The sequence below is a fragment of the Fischerella major NIES-592 genome (genome assembly GCF_001904645.1).
GTDB lineage: Bacteria > Cyanobacteriota > Cyanobacteriia > Cyanobacteriales > Nostocaceae > Fischerella > Fischerella thermalis.
Genome location: NZ_MRCA01000004.1, coordinates 1 through 15,241, shown reverse-complemented (window position 1 = coordinate 15,241; position 15,241 = coordinate 1). Strand labels below are relative to the sequence as shown.

Sequence of the window (15,241 nt, the reverse complement as noted above, 5' to 3'; positions counted from 1 at the left end):
AAGTATCAAACAGCATTATAAGTGTAGTCAAATTCAGGCTCTTGCTGCTTACGCCTTTTTGTAATTACCATCTTGACTCCATTACCAGGTCCAAGCACAACACCTCGACGCTGAAGTCTCTCAGGTTGCTTTTCCACTAATGCAAGTTGATAGTGCGACAAAATTGTTGTCAATACTAGCTTCATTTGAAACATTGCCAAAGCCTGACCAATACAGCTACGGGCACCACCACCGAATGGTATAAATTCATAGGGGGAAAATTGCCGTTCAAGAAAACGCTCTGGCTTAAATTGTTGAGGTTGTGGGTATATATCCTCACGTCGATGAGTTAAATAAATCGAAGGAATTACTACAGTCCCAGGCTCTAATTGATGTCCAAGTAATTCCACTGTGTCACGTACCATTCTGGGTGGTGTAAATGGTACAGCGGGAGTAATTCGCAAGGTTTCGTTACAAATAGCACTCAAGTAAGGAAGATGGAAAATTCTCATAGGGTCTGGAGAATTTTCAAGAGTATCAAGTTCTTTTTTGAGTTTCTCATGAACTTCCGGTAAGTGATGAATCCAATACAACCCCCAAGCCATTGATGTTGCTGTTGTTTCATGTCCAGCAAATACCAGAGTCATTAACTCATCACGCAGCTCCTGATCGGTCATCGATTGGCCGTTTTCATCACAGGCAGACATTAACAATGAGAGTATATCGATGCGTTCAGGATCTTGCTGGTTACGACGTTCAGCTATTTCAGCATATATCAATTCATCCAATTGTTGTCGTTGGCACAGAAATTTTCCCCATGGACTCCAAGCTCCTATATCTTTTTGTAGGAAAGAAAAAAGGAAGAAGCTAGACGTTAAAGGGGATCGAAAAATATCTAAAAGTAATGGCATCAGATATTGGATTTTTTGGCAACGCTCTCCCTCATTCAAGCCAAAAACAACCTTTAAGATGACTTGTAGGGAAATCTTCTGCATTACAGTGTGAGCCAAGAATGGCTGATTTTGTGGTACTTCACTCAATATTTGTTCGGTTATATTACAGATTAGCTGACCATAGGCTCGTATCCGCTCTCCATGAAAAGAGGGCATTAAGAGTTGTCGCCGACGTTTGTGTCTATCGCCGTCTAGCGACAATAATGATTTCTCCCCCAGCAAAGGTTGCATGAGCCTGTTTAATTTACCAGCAGCAGTAAACTTCTTTCTATCATTCGTAAAAATTTCTTGTATTGCTTGAGGATGAGTGATGAATACTACAGTGTCTCCAAAACCAACTATTTGAGCAGTGAAAATATCAGAATATTGCTCAGCTGCTCTCTCAAAATATGTCACAGGATCAATAGCCCAATGGAGTTTTTGAAGAAAAGAGGGAATTGCAAGACGATTGGGTAATTGCATATAAGTTTTTATCCATAAATAAATTATACAATTACTCATGCATCAGCATGATATCTAGAGTAATTGTTGCTTAGAAGTAGACTGTTATTCTTTAAGCATTAACCAGTTTCACATCTTCTTCTAGTGCTAGCTTTTCTGTAACTTCATAGCGACCAGAATGGGAATACCAGTGAAAATGACTAGCTATCCAGGCATGAATTCCTGATATATATTTAGCTAATTCAGCATCTAACTCTTGTCCAAAACATGGAAGAGTTGATTCTAGCTCTATTATCCTTTGTACTTCTTGATCGTGCATTTCTGAAACCTGTGTAATTGCATGTTTCAGAGAAATTTTCTTGTGATTCTTGAGTAACAGTACTAAATTGTGCGGATCGCCAATTCTAAGCTCTTTGGGTATAGAGTAGACATCGTTGCACCAGCAAATAATATTGTTTGACATCATTTTTAATTTTTTCAAAATGATGTTTTCTCGCAATAAAAAATAGGGAATCTCCAAATGATTACAAAATTCTATTAATTCAAATAAAGGCCCCATTCCTCCAGTTAACCTACGTAGAATAATATAGGTTTCAATATCCGGTAAAATGCCATTGGCGCGATTGTGAGCTTCTTGAACACACCCATCTAGAAATTCACTAAGGGCGCAAACAAAGAAATGGAACCATCTAGGATTTCCGATTTGAAGTGTCCGATGTCGTAAGTTATTTAAAGCACGACTATGGGGTGTATCTTGATTTGTAATTTCTGCACCACTTAAGATTTCAAAAAATCTATTATGTAATTTTGTGATTAATTCGGGTTTATTTTTAAAATGCGAAGTATCATAATAATCATCCAAAAATATCATCCAAGTTAACCAGTCATTAGCCACCTTAAGTTCTTCTAAGTCACAGTAAGGATATGAACCTGCTATTAGTAAAAAAATTTTTGACTTACAGAAATACTGGTAATATGATTGATCAATTAAAAGGTTGTATTTAAGCACCCATTCAAGAGCATGTTTTTCTAAAACGTCGGCATACTTGTTAATTTGATATGGAAACGGGCAGTATAATTCAGGTAAGGTAAATTCATTCATAGAAGCTTTACAATTCAAGTAAACAGCAAATCAACTTAACCCCATAAGTCAAAATTCGTATCGAATTAAAGAAAATATTGATATTGGTAGGATTTACTTTGTGACTAAATATCTGTAGCAAACTTATTTGATTTAAAAGATAATAAGTTGAAGCCTTTAGCGATGACTCAAAACTCATCCTTAGCGTTACAAAGGACAACTGTATCTGCAATCAGCTGCACTATATGTTTTTGAAGGCATTTGCACACATATCTCTAAGTTAAATTAGATGATTATTTAGTTGCAGTATAAATCCACATAGTGTACTCTTTATTACGATACGCAATCTAAATAAAGCTGAAATAAAGCTGATAGTATAACTAAGCTTTATCTGGGGTCGATGATTATATTTTTAGACATAAAAAAGATAAACCAACCAATAAATAGGGATGAACTTATTTACATCCTTATTTTCGGAAAGACCAGGTTTTAGACATTATGTTAGCTATATAAACAACTAAACAGTATTAAAATCAATTTTTGGAAAAATTGCCTACACTGCCTGCATTGTTTTACTATATTTTTGTCTTAAAACCATTGATAAATATTATAATGTTTAATTTTTTATTAAAAAGCTATCCGTAATTACCTAGAATTATTAATCTTAATTAAAACAAAAAGATACAATGTTATTAATATCACATTTGATCTTTATTAAGATGCTTATTACTTGCTAATAAAAGTATATTTTGTGGTTGGTATTTTTCATGCTAGTTATGGGTTAAATTAAAATTTATGAGTATAAAAATCTGTAGAAATCAAGTAAACAAAATAACTTTTTTGTTAAGTAATTTTATGGTATGTTAATATTTGATGACATTGTGTAATATTTTTACAAATAGACGTTTAGTTTGATTAACAACCAGTAGAGCAAGTTACTAGTAAAGTGCAGCGTAAAAAAAAGAACCATTTATTTACGAGGATATAAATCAGTAAACTTAGTAATTATTAATTTTCGTATAGGAGCACTAGTTAACACACGTGTAACTTATCTAACAAAATTTCAACAAAATACTGAAATTGGTAGATGGCAATATAGGCATCCTTGCAAAAGTAATAAATATATCTATTTAATAGATATAATCCTATGAGGTTATTGACAAAAACTTAGTGTTATGAAGTTAGTCATAAATATGTTAATTCCTCTTCTTAGCCACTATACAAAATGCTAAAATTAGCTCTCATGCTAGGGGTGCCTGTATCCAGGCTGAGATTATACCCTTTGCACCTGAATCCGGGTAATACCGGCGCAGGGAAGCTGTTTATTGAGGAAAGCAAATATGCGGACAGAATGGGTCGCCAAGCGAAGAGGCGAGAGCAATGTGAGTCAAATGCACTATGCTCGTCAGGGTGTGATCACTGAAGAAATGCACTACGTCGCTAGGCGGGAAAACCTCCCTGTTGAGCTAATCAGAGATGAGGTAGCGCGGGGACGGATGATTATTCCTGCAAATATCAATCACACTAACTTAGAGCCAATGTGTATTGGCATTGCATCTAAGTGTAAAGTGAATGCTAACATTGGTGCTTCCCCTAACTCTTCTGATATCAACGAAGAACTGGCAAAACTAAAACTGGCGGTAAAATATGGGGCTGATACCGTCATGGATTTATCTACTGGCGGTGGTAACTTGGATGAAATTCGCACCGCCATTATTCAAGCTTCACCCGTTCCCATTGGCACAGTGCCAGTTTATCAAGCTTTAGAAAGCGTACATGGCAGGATTGAAAATCTTACTGCTGACGATTTTCTGCATGTAATTGAGAAACACGCCCAGCAAGGGGTAGATTACATGACTATCCACGCTGGGATTTTAATTGAACACTTGCCTTTGGTCAGAAACCGACTGACTGGCATTGTCTCTCGTGGTGGTGGCATTTTGGCAAAATGGATGCTGAACCATCACAAACAAAACCCACTTTACACCCACTTTCGAGATATCATTGAGATTTTTAAGAAATATGATGTCTCATTTAGCTTAGGTGACTCACTTCGTCCTGGTTGTACTCATGATGCTTCTGATGAAGCCCAATTAGCAGAACTGAAGACCCTTGGGCAATTGACTCGTAAAGCTTGGGAACACGATGTACAGGTGATGGTTGAAGGCCCTGGACACGTGCCGATGGATCAAATAGAGTTTAATGTTAAAAAGCAGATGGAAGAGTGTTCAGAAGCACCTTTCTATGTGCTAGGGCCGTTGGTAACAGACATTGCTCCTGGTTACGACCACATCACTTCTGCTATTGGTGCAGCAATGGCTGGTTGGTACGGTACTGCAATGTTGTGTTATGTTACACCTAAAGAACATTTGGGTCTGCCAAATTCTGAAGATGTACGGAACGGATTGATTGCTTACAAGATTGCAGCCCATGCAGCAGATATCGCTAGGCATCGCCCTGGCGCCAGAGACAGAGACGATGAACTCTCCCGGGCTCGTTATAACTTTGACTGGAATCGCCAGTTTGAATTAGCACTCGACCCTGATAGAGCCAGGGAATACCATGATGAAACTTTGCCAGCAGATATTTATAAAACTGCTGAGTTTTGCTCTATGTGTGGACCCAAATTCTGTCCAATGCAGACAAAGGTAGATGCAGATGCATTAACAGAACTGGAGAAGTTTTTGGCCAAGGATAAAGAAGTTGTAGCACAGGGTTAGTCTCTGAAATATAGCCCCCACCTTAGGAGGGTGAGGGCTATACAATGAGCAACTTGTTGTGAATCTTTCGTAAACAATGTCTGATTTATTGTTATTTGCGATCGCATCACTGTATAGCAGTTAGTCTACCCAGCAAACCTTAATTTGATTGATAATACTGGGTTTAATAAAATTTACTAACTGCGATCGCCTAACTAATTCCTCAATTCCCGATATCTTTTCTGAATATCCTCAATCGTAAATACTGCCTGAAAATTTAAGCCTACCGATTTGTAATATTCTGCTCCACCCTGCTGGCGGTCTACTAGAGAAATTACTTGATTAGCTGTATAATCTGCTGCTCTAAGGCGTTCAATTGCTTTCATGGCCGATTGTCCTGTAGTGACAACATCTTCCAAAACCACTACATTTGCACCTGCTGGTAAATTTGGCCCCTCTATATACGCTTTTGTTCCATGACCTTTGGCTTCTTTGCGAATAATTAACGCTGGTATTGGGCGGTGTTCATAGGCAGAAACTACACTCACCGCACTCACGATCGGATCTGCACCCAATGTCAAACCAGCTACTGCTTGAGTGTCTGGTGGTAGTAGCGATAAGAGAATACGACCGATTGCTAAAGCACCTTGGGGATGGAGTGTAACTTGTTTACCATTGATGTAATAAGAGCTAGGTTGTCCGGAGGAGAGGACGAAATCACCCTCTTGATATGCGAGTTGGCAAAATAAATCCAGTAATTTGTTACGTAGGGTCGGCAGATCAGCATTAACTGCCCAAATGTGAGTATGGATAGGAGTTTGAGCTTGGTAGGTCATTACAAAAGAATAAAATTTGTGCTAAACCAATGGTTGAACTTCTCAGTAAGCAGACGTAAAAAACATAACCACAAAATATGTTAGTAGTTGGTGGTTGGTTGTTAACGACTAACTACTAACTAACAACTACTAACAGTCGCTACTAGAAGTTCTGACAATAAGGATAAGTTAAGATTCGCGCAAACACAGAGGAGCAATAAAAATGGCTTTAAAATTCAGAGTTTTGGGTGGGTTGTTGGTGCTGTTTAGTACTGCGATCACTATTCCGGCTTTAGCCCAAGATAAGGCACAAACATTAAGTGATGACTATGTGACATCAAATGAAGCTTTTGAACGGGCTTATTTTAAACATGCTCCTAATTTCTTCGGTAGTATCACTAGTCAAAGTGACATAAACGATATTTTCGGACCTGGTTCATTTTCTCAAAATACTTTTCCGGAAAATCAAATTGCTAGGGATAGTGAGTTGGTTCACATTCTCTCTCAAGATGTTCTCTACCAGCAGGTTAGTAATGATCCTTATCTTCGTACTCCCGATTTACCCAATCCTTACAACACTTCCCTGTTAATGTCTCCAGGCTTGAATGCTAACAAGCTTAAGATTGGTACTGAGTTTCGGTTTGAGCAAATGCCCCCTCGCTAAATATTAAAAGGGAATAGGGAAAAGGGAACGGGGAACGAAGTTTTTCTTGGTTAACTGTTCCCTGTCCGTAGACTCGGTAATGACCAATTATTTTTCCCAGGGTACAAAAAAGCGGATAAATCCTGGCAATCAATTGAACATTAGGTTAAATCCAGGGTGCAGGAGTTGAACCTGCCTAAGGCGAATTATGAGTTCGCTGCCTCAACCGCTCGGCCAACCCTGGCCGTTGTCTGATAGATTATAGCACAATTTTATTAATTGCGTGCGATCGCAACTTGCTTATTAGGTTTTAACACTACACAATTTGATAGTGCTATAGTGCAGACTAATATTAATTAAGTTCTCTTAGAAATCAGAGTTTAAAACAAACCAATATTTTTCTGCCATAGCCTATCAGCAATGAAACTAAATTCTACTGTAGTTTTAACTTTAACTTTGTTAGCCCTGATGTTGGGAGCTGGTTCTGTAAGTGCTTTTTTAGGATTTGACATTGGTAGTAAAGCACTCAAAGGCGTAACATCACCTGATTCTCGTCCCACCACCAAGTTTGCCAGTGCTAAGACGGGTAACTCTCAACATGGAGGACTAATGCTTTTAAAAGAGGAAGAAATTCTTAAAACTGTTAAGGCAAGAATAGAGGGTAAAAGCAAAGCTCCTAAATCAGAACAAGAAGAAGAAGAGGAAACTGAGACTGTTAGCAACAAACAGAAGTTAGAGGAAAAGCCCCAAGAACAAGTGGAAGAAAAACCCCAACCAGGATTTCCTGTTTCTGCTGAAAGTGAAGGTGTAAATCTTTCGGTACAGTCTGCCCGCTATTCTGGCGGTGCATTGCAACTGCGGGTAAAAATGCAGAACAAAGGTAAAAATTCCGTACGCTTCCTCTATAGTTTTTTAGATGTCTCGGATGATAAAGGACGAACCCTGAGTGCCAGTACAGATGGTTTGCCATCAGAATTGCCTAATAACAGCCCTACATATACTGGTACTATTAGCATTCCTACAGCTTTACTTGATGATGTCAAAAGCATTTCACTTTCTCTAACAGATTATCCAGCTCAACAACTAAAGTTGGAAGTATCGGATATTCCTGTAGGAAGGTAATAGGTAATAGGTAATAGGTAATAGGTAATAATAAAAAAACAACTAATTACCCATTATCAATCACCTATTACCAAATGGGGTGTGCATTTTACACGGGCTTTGGTAGTGATAGGGTTTCCTAGCTTGAATTGGACTGATGTGGGGCTGCGATTGTTATCAGTGCTGCTACTGATTGCCATCAATGCTTTTTTTGTTACAGCAGAATTTTCGATGGTAACAGTACGGCGATCGCGTATTCATCAGTTAGTAGAAGCTGGTGACATACAAGCACTAGCCGTTGAAGTTCTACAGCGTAGCATAGACCGATTGTTGTCTACAACTCAGTTGGGGATTACTCTGTCAAGTTTGGCGCTGGGGTGGATTGGAGAAAGCACAATTGTTGTTCTGATCAAATCATGGCTACAATCGTGGCCTCTTCCTGGAGGAATAAATATAGCGATCGCTCATTCTTTATCAATCCCGATTGCCTTTTTTTTCATTGCTTACTTGCAAATTGTTTTAGGAGAACTTTGCCCCAAATCAGTGGCTATGCTGTATTCAGAACAGCTGGCAAGATTTTTAGGTCCTTCTGTTAAAGCAATTGTCAGGTTTTTTAATCCTTTTATTTGGATTCTTAACCAATCAACTCGCTATTTGTTACGACTGTTTGGCATCGAATATACAGGTCAAAGTTGGAGACCACCTGTTACACCTGAAGAATTACAATTAATTATCTCTACAGAACGTGAATCTACTGGATTAGAAGCTGGGGAACGAGAACTACTGAAAAATGTTTTTGAGTTTGGGGAAGTAACAGCACAAGCAGTCATGGTTCCCCGCAATAATATAGTAGCGCTGCCTCAAGATGCCACCTTGCAGACTTTTCTTGAACAAATGGCAGCCACTGGTTACTCTTGTTTCCCAATTATCGGAGAATCTTTAGAAGACATTCGTGGTATTGTTTACTTCCACGACTTAGCAAAACCCCTAGTTGCAGGCAAGTTAGTTTTAGAAACACCAATTCAACCGTTAATCCGCCCAGTAAGATTTGTACCAGAACACACTTCCTTAAGTGAATTATTACCAATGATGCAGCAAGAAAAGTTGGGCATGGTAATAGTAGTAGATGAATTTGGCGGCACAGTTGGACTAGTAACAATTCAAGATGTAATTGCCCAAATTATTGGTGATATCGGTGTTGCGGAAAATGAAGATGAATTGCTGATTGAGTTTGTTGATGATCAAACATTCTTAGTACAAGCGCAAATAAATTTAGAAGAGTTGAACGATGTCTTGCATATTAATTTGCCTTTGCGAAGAGAATACCAAACACTTGCAGGCTTTATGCTATACCAATTGCAGAAAATTCCTGCCTTAGGTGAAACTTTACGTTACCAAAATTTAGAATTAACTGTTACGTCACTCGAAGGGCCCCGTTTGCACCAAATTCAGGTAAGAAGATTAGTTGAGTAAGGGTGTAAGAATTATATTTTTTCTTTCTAGACTCTATACTCCTACACCTTATTTTTGGGAATAAGCTAGTGGATCTTTAAGTCCTAGTTCCGCAAAAGCAGCAAGACGCAACTGACAAGCATCACAGACACCACACGCAACATCATCACCAGCGTAGCAAGACCAAGTCAGTTCCCAAGGAACTCCCAATTTATTACCTAATTGAATAATTTCAGTTTTTTTTAGGTGAAGTAGAGGTGCAACAATGTTAATGGTCTTGCCTTCGCGTCCTTGTTTCGTTCCTAAACGAAAGACTTCCTGCATTGCTTGGATATAATCAGGGCGGCAATCAGGATACCCAGAGTAATCTAGAGCGTTAATACCGATGTAGACACATTCGGCGGTAATAGTTTCGGCATAGGCAAGGGCAAAGCTCAAAAAGATAGTATTCCGTGCTGGTACGTAGGTAATAGGAATATTTTGCGACATCTCCTCCAAGGAACGCATTTGGGGTAAATCAATAGTGTCGTCTGTAAGTGCCGAACCGCCCCACTGCCGTAAGTCAAAGGTTACTATTTGATTTTGGACTACGCCTGCTGTTTTTGCGATCGCTAATGCTGAGCGCAACTCTCGTTTATGCCGTTGCTGGTAGTCAAAAGAAATAGTGTAACACTCGCAACCATCAGCTAGTGCTTGGTAGAGAACAGTAGAAGAGTCTAATCCACCAGACAATAAAATAACGGCTTTCATATTCACGCTTGGATGTAGAGACATAAGGTATGGGGATGTAGGCGAGAGTATAGGAATGAGTGTAGGGGCATAGATAAAATTGATTTCTCTTACACTCCTACACCTTTACCCTCTTAAACCCATCTCTGGTTAACAAACAAGAATAATTGCTGATCTTAATGCAGACCAGTGCTATTCCAATAAAGCCTTTTGCAATCAAAACTTCTCTGTAGTTGGTAATTTAACTCACAAAAAAATTATTTATTTTTACTGGGAATAATTGGATAATTATACCGCTAATTAATTTATTAAATTTAACCAACTAAGTAACTAACTAAGTATATGTGGTTATCATACTTGCTTTTTCGGGTCAAAAATAACACCAATTTTCTTAGTTTGCTAAGTTTAAAAACAAACATCAAACTCTACTGAGTATATAAAACAGACCCAGATGGTGGGAACTCATAACAAACTTTGAAATTCTTCATAAACAGAACCTCTATGTTACCATCTGGATGGTTTTAGACGACTAATCAGTGGCAGTTCAAGTATCAAAGCCAACGATTGTAGCGTCTCTAAATTGGTGGTTGAGGAGAGAATGAGAGTGCAAGATAGCAGCATGTCAGCAGGAGAACAAAACGGACACGGACACCGTACCCAGCCCTACCCGATCCGCATAGGCGTGATCGGGGTGGGTAACATGGGTCAACATCATGCCCGTATCCTAAGTTCCATGAAAGACGTTGAACTGGTTGGTGTTGCAGATATAAACGTGGAACGAGGCTTAGAAACCGCCAGTAGATACAAGGTGCGTTTTTTTGAGGATTACTGCGATCTGCTGCCCCATGTGGAAGCGGTCTGCATTGCTGTTCCCACGCGCCTACATTACGCTGTGGGAATTTCTTGCCTTTTGGCAGGAATTCACGTTTTGGTAGAAAAACCGATCGCAGCCAGTATTTCTGAGGCAGAATCTCTAGTCAATGCCGCAGCCGAATCTGGTTGTATTCTGCAAGTAGGTCACATTGAACGCTTTAGTCCAGCCTTTCAGGAATTGAGCAAAGTGTTGAAGACTGAGGAAGTGTTGGCGTTAGAAGCCCATCGCATGAGTCCCTACTCAAATCGTGCCAACGACGTCTCAGTTGTTCTGGATTTAATGATCCATGATATTGACTTACTATTGGAATTAGCCGCCTCACCAGTGGTGAAATTAACGGCTAGTGGTAATCGTACCTTAGACTCTGGTTATTTGGATTATGTGACTGCAACTTTAGGATTTGCTAATGGCATTGTTGCCACCTTAACTGCCAGCAAAGTCACTCACCGCAAAATCCGCAGTATAGTCGCCCATTGTAAAACTTCATATACAGAGGCAGATTTTCTCAAGAATGAAATTTTGATTCATCGTCACACCATAGCTAACTCTATGACAGACTATCGGCAAGTGCTTTACAAACAAGATGGTGTGATTGAAAAAGTTTATACTAGCAATACTGATAAATTGGGGGCAGAGTTGGAACATTTTGTCAACTGCGTGCGTGGTGGTAATCAACCTTCAGTTGGTGGCGAACAAGCTCTTAAAGCTTTAAGATTGGCAAGTCTAATTGAGCAGATGGCTTTGGAAGAAAGAGTTTGGAACCCATTGGATTGGGAATCTGAATCGAGAGTGCAATCTTTGACACCCACTGTTTAAGCAGAATGGGAGAGTGAAACATCAGGAGAGGGGGAGAAGTAAGAAATTACTCTTTCCCTCTCCTTTAATCTATGTAACCCGAACTCAGGTAATCTTAGGAATTGACTCAATGACAGAGTGGATCAAAACTACTATCGAATCTATGGGCTATATAGGAATTGCCCTATTGATGTTCCTTGAAAACCTCTTTCCCCCTATTCCTTCGGAATTGATCATGCCCTTAGCAGGATACACAGCGAATTTACCAGATACAAAGCTCAGTGTTGCTGGTGTATTTTCAGCTGGACTGTTCGGCTCCGTGCTAGGCGCACTCATCTGGTACTATCCTGGTAAATTTCTCGGGGAAAACCGCTTAAAAGTTTGGGCTGATAGATATGGTAAGTGGATAACCGTAACTAGTAAAGATATTACCAAGTCCAAACATTGGTTTGACAAGCAAGGTAACAAAGCTGTACTGCTTGGACGCCTAGTACCCGGAATTCGTACTTTGATTTCCATACCCGCAGGACTCAGTAATATGCCTTTGCCATCTTTTATTTTTTATACAACTGTAGGTAGCGCTGTTTGGGTAGGTTTGCTAACATACTCAGGATATATATTGGGTAGTCAATATGAACTTGTGGATAAGTACCTTGCTCCTGTATCAAAAATTGTGCTTGCAGTTATACTTTTAGCATTTCTTGTCTTGGTATTAAAGCGGACGCACAAACGTAGGAGAAGATAAAAAACTTGCCCCCAATCACGATTCCCAAAAACAAGTGTTTTGGTGTAAAAAGTAGCGCTATAAATGGCAAATTGCTACAAGTGGCCTGCTATTTGACTTTATCTCAGCATAGCCTTGGCAAATTAGCTCACACTAAGTTATTAAGTAATTCTTGGCAGGTTTTCAATTAAATGTTGACCTTAACCAATAATTTCTGATACACGCATTTTTGTAAGATGAGCATGGTAACTTTTTCAAGGTAAGTAAGTACTAGGAGCTTTCATGACAGACCAACCTTCCGCAGCCACCCCGATGAATGCCGCTGCTATACCAATGAATAGAGTATCGGCATCTACTCCGATCAATGCTACTCCTACACCAACAGCTAGTAGCAGCACTGGTAAAAAGATTCTCAGTGTTGACTTAGGTAGAACCTCCACAAAAGCTTGTGTTAGTCGCGAACCAGCAAATGTAATATTCGTCTCTGCCAACGTTAAAGAAATGTCGATGGAACAAGTGCGGGGAGGCGTTTTTGAAGCCCGTGCAACAGATCCTTTGATGGATTTATGGTTGGAGTATCAAGGTAGTGGATATGCTGTCGGTCAACTAGCTGCCGATTTTGGTGCTAATTTGGGTGTAGGTCAATCTAAAGTAGAAGATGCACTTGTAAAAACTTTGGCTTGTGCTGGTTACTTCAAGCTCAAAGATGATATATCTGTTGTGTTGGGTTTGCCTTACCTTTCTCAAGAACAATTTGAAAAGGAAAAAGCCCAGCTAATCAGCCAATTGAGTGGCCCTCACACAATGAAGTTTCGCGGTGAAGATGTATCGCTAAACATCACTAAGGTTTGGGTAATGCCAGAAGGCTATGGTAGTCTTTTGTGGTGCGAAGCCCAACCGAAGAAAACCGCAGCAATGCCAGATTTTACTAAAGTATCAGTGGCGATTGTTGATATTGGACATCAAACCATTGATTGCTTGATGATAGACAACTTCCGCTTTGCCCGAGGTGCTTCTAAGAGTGAAGACTTTGGTATGAGTAAGTTTTATGAACTAGTAGCCGCTGAAATAGAAGGAGCCGATAGTCAATCTTTGGCTTTAATTGCTGCTGTTAACCGTCCCAAAGGCGATCGCTACTACCGTCCCAGAGGTGTAGGCAAACCCGCCAACCTAGATGATTTTCTGCCCAACTTGATAGAAATGTTTTCGCGTGAAATTTGCAGTCGTGTGTTAGCATGGCTACCAGAGCGCGTCACTGATGTGATTCTCACTGGTGGCGGTGGGGAATTCTTCTGGGAAGACGTTCAACGTCTGTTGAAAGAAGCAAAAATTAATGCCCACTTAGCATCACCATCTCGACAAGCTAACGCTCTAGGGCAGTTCATTTATGCAGAGGCACAACTATCCGCCAATCGCTCTTCTAGGGCTTAAAAATAATGTTCCAATGGTCAAAAAAGGTGGTTAAATCGGTTACGTTCAACCCAGGGGTGGCTGACGAGAGTTTGTTAGCGCTTATTGAAAGCCAATTGGAGAAAGATCCCAACAAGACTTTCAGCGACCTTTGTAAAGAGGCCCTGTGGCAAGCTTTGTGCGTGCCGGAATCAGTAAGACCAAGCCCACCGCCTACTCCCCAACCAGTACCGACACAAGGAGTAGAACTGCAAATATCTGAACTACAAAGGCAACTAGCTGACCTTGAGGAACGTTTTTTTGCTAAAGAATCTAATCGATTGGAGATGATGGAACGCCACTTGACACAACTCAGTCAACAAGTGGCACAGCTGGCAATTATGGTTCATCAGACACCAGCCATACAGTCACCGACACCATCGACAGCAGTATCAGAGGTTGTAAATCATACTGTTACAACTACTTATACTGCCACACCTCCTCAAGATGTTGATCCTGTAATTAGCCGCCTGAGTCAGTATCTGGATGATTTCTAGGAACCCCAGGGTGTGATATTATTGTGCCGTTTTTGACCTCCTTAGTAGTATCTTCTATTAAGGAGGTTTAATATTTTAGATAGTGCTAGGCATGGCGAATTAGGGATAAGGAAGACAAAGAAGACAAGGGTGATAGGGAGACAACCAACAACCAACAACCAACAATCAACAATTACCAAGTTTGATAAGCTGGGTTGTAGATTGGCTATTATTCAATACTATTCAAGGTGTACGTCATGCTGTTGCGATCGCTCATGCTTATATTCTTTTCCTGTTTGCTTGGATTGTTATCCTGGGTGTACAGTCCTACTGCCATAGCACTGACACAAATTAGACTCTTTGACATAACTTATAAAGAGTGTCCACCAGAAATAGCAAAAGGAGCGGTTACTAGTGGTACTACAATGGCAGCTAACTGTTTTCTAGTCACAGGGAAAGCTGAAAATCCAACTTATAAAACAGTTTACGATGCAGATATTTTTGGACGCATCTATGATGCAAATAATGATCCAGTCATGCAAAATCGTACCCGCCTTGGTTCCATACCTGAAGTACCGCCAGGTATCAGTGATTTTGAATTAAGAATTTCCGTAGCAGCAAATCAACCCACTCCTCTCAAGCTTAAGCAATTTAAAGCAGCTGGGTTTGGCGCTCAAGTTCGGAAGTAATCAATCAGACAACACGTAAAATAGGCTTCAACTAAAAGCTGAGAAACCTTTGAGTGTAAGTTCCCGTAGGTAATTTATAATAAGGATTCTCCCTCTATATTTTTTATTGGAAAGGGTATTGACAATAATTGGATAACACACAAGTAAGCTTGAGTTTTGACCTTTATTATCTACTCATTATAGAAAATTCGGCAACAAACTTGCTAATAAAACAAATAAAACAGCTAGCTGTATTCCAAGTCTTGTTTAAAGCGCAAAGTTTGCGATCGCACTTACCTTAATTATCTGCGATCGCTTTAAATGCCTCAAGAGGATCACCTACTGGAACTCCAGTAAATGCA

The 15,241-nt window shown here is 39.8% G+C and carries 14 protein-coding genes, 1 tRNA gene and 1 riboswitch; of the genes, 10 read left to right on the top strand and 5 right to left on the bottom strand.

Going from position 1 to position 15,241, the window contains the following annotated elements; translation table 11 throughout:
- Positions 1-5 precede the first annotated feature (5 nt).
- Both NIES592_RS09330 and NIES592_RS09325 read right to left on the bottom strand, forming a co-directional pair.
- On the bottom strand, positions 6-1,394 hold the full coding sequence (locus NIES592_RS09330; protein ID WP_073555589.1) for a cytochrome P450: 1,389 nt from the start codon (positions 1,392-1,394) through the stop codon (positions 6-8).
- A 91-nt stretch (positions 1,395-1,485) separates the two neighbouring features.
- The gene (locus NIES592_RS09325; protein ID WP_073555588.1) at positions 1,486-2,475 is read right to left on the bottom strand and encodes a terpene synthase family protein; all 990 of its coding nucleotides are present in this window, start codon (positions 2,473-2,475) and stop codon (positions 1,486-1,488) included.
- 1,217 nt (positions 2,476-3,692) lie between these two features.
- A riboswitch (TPP riboswitch) is annotated at positions 3,693-3,787 on the top strand.
- Between the two features lie 7 nt (positions 3,788-3,794).
- Between NIES592_RS09325 and thiC the strand changes: the two genes are divergently transcribed.
- Positions 3,795-5,174 carry a phosphomethylpyrimidine synthase gene (gene thiC / locus NIES592_RS09320; RefSeq protein WP_009459862.1) on the top strand — a complete coding sequence of 460 codons (1,380 nt, stop codon included), beginning with the start codon at positions 3,795-3,797 and terminating at the stop codon, positions 5,172-5,174.
- Between the two features lie 194 nt (positions 5,175-5,368).
- Here the strand turns inward: thiC and pyrE are convergent, their stop codons facing one another.
- On the bottom strand, positions 5,369-5,989 hold the full coding sequence (gene pyrE, locus NIES592_RS09315) for an orotate phosphoribosyltransferase (RefSeq protein WP_073555587.1): 621 nt from the start codon (positions 5,987-5,989) through the stop codon (positions 5,369-5,371).
- A 202-nt stretch (positions 5,990-6,191) separates the two neighbouring features.
- Between pyrE and NIES592_RS09310 the strand changes: the two genes are divergently transcribed.
- Positions 6,192-6,632, top strand: a complete 441-nt coding sequence (locus NIES592_RS09310; RefSeq protein WP_062248498.1) for a hypothetical protein — start codon at positions 6,192-6,194, stop codon at positions 6,630-6,632.
- A 150-nt stretch (positions 6,633-6,782) separates the two neighbouring features.
- On the opposite strand, the gene NIES592_RS09305 is transcribed toward NIES592_RS09310, so the two are convergent.
- A tRNA-Ile gene (locus tag NIES592_RS09305) sits at positions 6,783-6,855 on the bottom strand.
- Between the two features lie 176 nt (positions 6,856-7,031).
- Between NIES592_RS09305 and NIES592_RS09300 the strand changes: the two genes are divergently transcribed.
- Together NIES592_RS09300 and NIES592_RS09295 are read left to right on the top strand one after the other, a co-directional pair.
- Positions 7,032-7,733: a hypothetical protein gene (locus tag NIES592_RS09300; protein ID WP_062248500.1), complete on the top strand. Its 702-nt coding sequence runs from the start codon at positions 7,032-7,034 to the stop codon at positions 7,731-7,733.
- 81 nt (positions 7,734-7,814) lie between these two features.
- On the top strand, positions 7,815-9,185 hold the full coding sequence (locus NIES592_RS09295; protein WP_073555586.1) for a hemolysin family protein: 1,371 nt from the start codon (positions 7,815-7,817) through the stop codon (positions 9,183-9,185).
- Between the two features lie 48 nt (positions 9,186-9,233).
- Here NIES592_RS09295 and queC read toward each other — a convergent pair whose 3' ends face one another.
- Positions 9,234-9,914, bottom strand: a complete 681-nt coding sequence (gene queC / locus NIES592_RS09290) for a 7-cyano-7-deazaguanine synthase QueC (protein WP_062248504.1) — start codon at positions 9,912-9,914, stop codon at positions 9,234-9,236.
- 577 nt (positions 9,915-10,491) lie between these two features.
- Between queC and NIES592_RS09285 the strand changes: the two genes are divergently transcribed.
- The 6 genes from NIES592_RS09285 (at position 10,492) to NIES592_RS09265 (ending at position 14,900) form a co-directional block, all read left to right on the top strand.
- Positions 10,492-11,583, top strand: a complete 1,092-nt coding sequence (locus NIES592_RS09285) for a Gfo/Idh/MocA family protein (RefSeq protein ID WP_009459876.1) — start codon at positions 10,492-10,494, stop codon at positions 11,581-11,583.
- A 109-nt stretch (positions 11,584-11,692) separates the two neighbouring features.
- Positions 11,693-12,307 carry a DedA family protein gene (locus tag NIES592_RS09280; protein ID WP_062248506.1) on the top strand — a complete coding sequence of 205 codons (615 nt, stop codon included), beginning with the start codon at positions 11,693-11,695 and terminating at the stop codon, positions 12,305-12,307.
- A gap of 261 nt (positions 12,308-12,568) precedes the next feature.
- The gene (locus tag NIES592_RS09275) at positions 12,569-13,717 is read left to right on the top strand and encodes a ParM/StbA family protein (protein WP_062248508.1); all 1,149 of its coding nucleotides are present in this window, start codon (positions 12,569-12,571) and stop codon (positions 13,715-13,717) included.
- Positions 13,718-13,722: 5 nt separating this feature from the next.
- Positions 13,723-14,232 (top strand): hypothetical protein, encoded by a 510-nt coding sequence (locus NIES592_RS09270; RefSeq protein WP_009459887.1) that lies wholly within the window; start codon positions 13,723-13,725, stop codon positions 14,230-14,232.
- Positions 14,233-14,413: 181 nt separating this feature from the next.
- Positions 14,414-14,566, top strand: coding sequence for a hypothetical protein (locus NIES592_RS25820; RefSeq protein WP_231936212.1), 153 nt, complete (start codon positions 14,414-14,416; stop codon positions 14,564-14,566).
- Positions 14,529-14,900 (top strand): hypothetical protein, encoded by a 372-nt coding sequence (locus tag NIES592_RS09265; RefSeq protein ID WP_062250726.1) that lies wholly within the window; start codon positions 14,529-14,531, stop codon positions 14,898-14,900. The genes NIES592_RS25820 and NIES592_RS09265 overlap by 38 nt, the downstream gene beginning before the upstream one ends.
- The last annotated feature ends 341 nt before the right edge of the window (positions 14,901-15,241 follow it).

What these genes read in the sequence shown, in the direction of transcription:
- NIES592_RS09300 (WP_062248500.1), top strand. Translation starts at nt 7,032, where the DNA reads ATGAAACTAAATTCTACTGTAGTTTTAACTTTAACTTTGTTAGCCCTG.
- NIES592_RS09325 (WP_073555588.1), bottom strand. Translation starts at nt 2,475, where the DNA reads ATGAATGAATTTACCTTACCTGAATTATACTGCCCGTTTCCATATCAA.
- NIES592_RS09310 (WP_062248498.1), top strand. Translation starts at nt 6,192, where the DNA reads ATGGCTTTAAAATTCAGAGTTTTGGGTGGGTTGTTGGTGCTGTTTAGT.
- pyrE (WP_073555587.1), bottom strand. Translation starts at nt 5,989, where the DNA reads ATGACCTACCAAGCTCAAACTCCTATCCATACTCACATTTGGGCAGTT.
- NIES592_RS09275 (WP_062248508.1), top strand. Translation starts at nt 12,569, where the DNA reads ATGACAGACCAACCTTCCGCAGCCACCCCGATGAATGCCGCTGCTATA.
- queC (WP_062248504.1), bottom strand. Translation starts at nt 9,914, where the DNA reads ATGAAAGCCGTTATTTTATTGTCTGGTGGATTAGACTCTTCTACTGTT.
- thiC (WP_009459862.1), top strand. Translation starts at nt 3,795, where the DNA reads ATGCGGACAGAATGGGTCGCCAAGCGAAGAGGCGAGAGCAATGTGAGT.
- NIES592_RS09270 (WP_009459887.1), top strand. Translation starts at nt 13,723, where the DNA reads ATGTTCCAATGGTCAAAAAAGGTGGTTAAATCGGTTACGTTCAACCCA.
- NIES592_RS09330 (WP_073555589.1), bottom strand. Translation starts at nt 1,394, where the DNA reads ATGCAATTACCCAATCGTCTTGCAATTCCCTCTTTTCTTCAAAAACTC.
- NIES592_RS09280 (WP_062248506.1), top strand. Translation starts at nt 11,693, where the DNA reads ATGACAGAGTGGATCAAAACTACTATCGAATCTATGGGCTATATAGGA.
- NIES592_RS09285 (WP_009459876.1), top strand. Translation starts at nt 10,492, where the DNA reads ATGAGAGTGCAAGATAGCAGCATGTCAGCAGGAGAACAAAACGGACAC.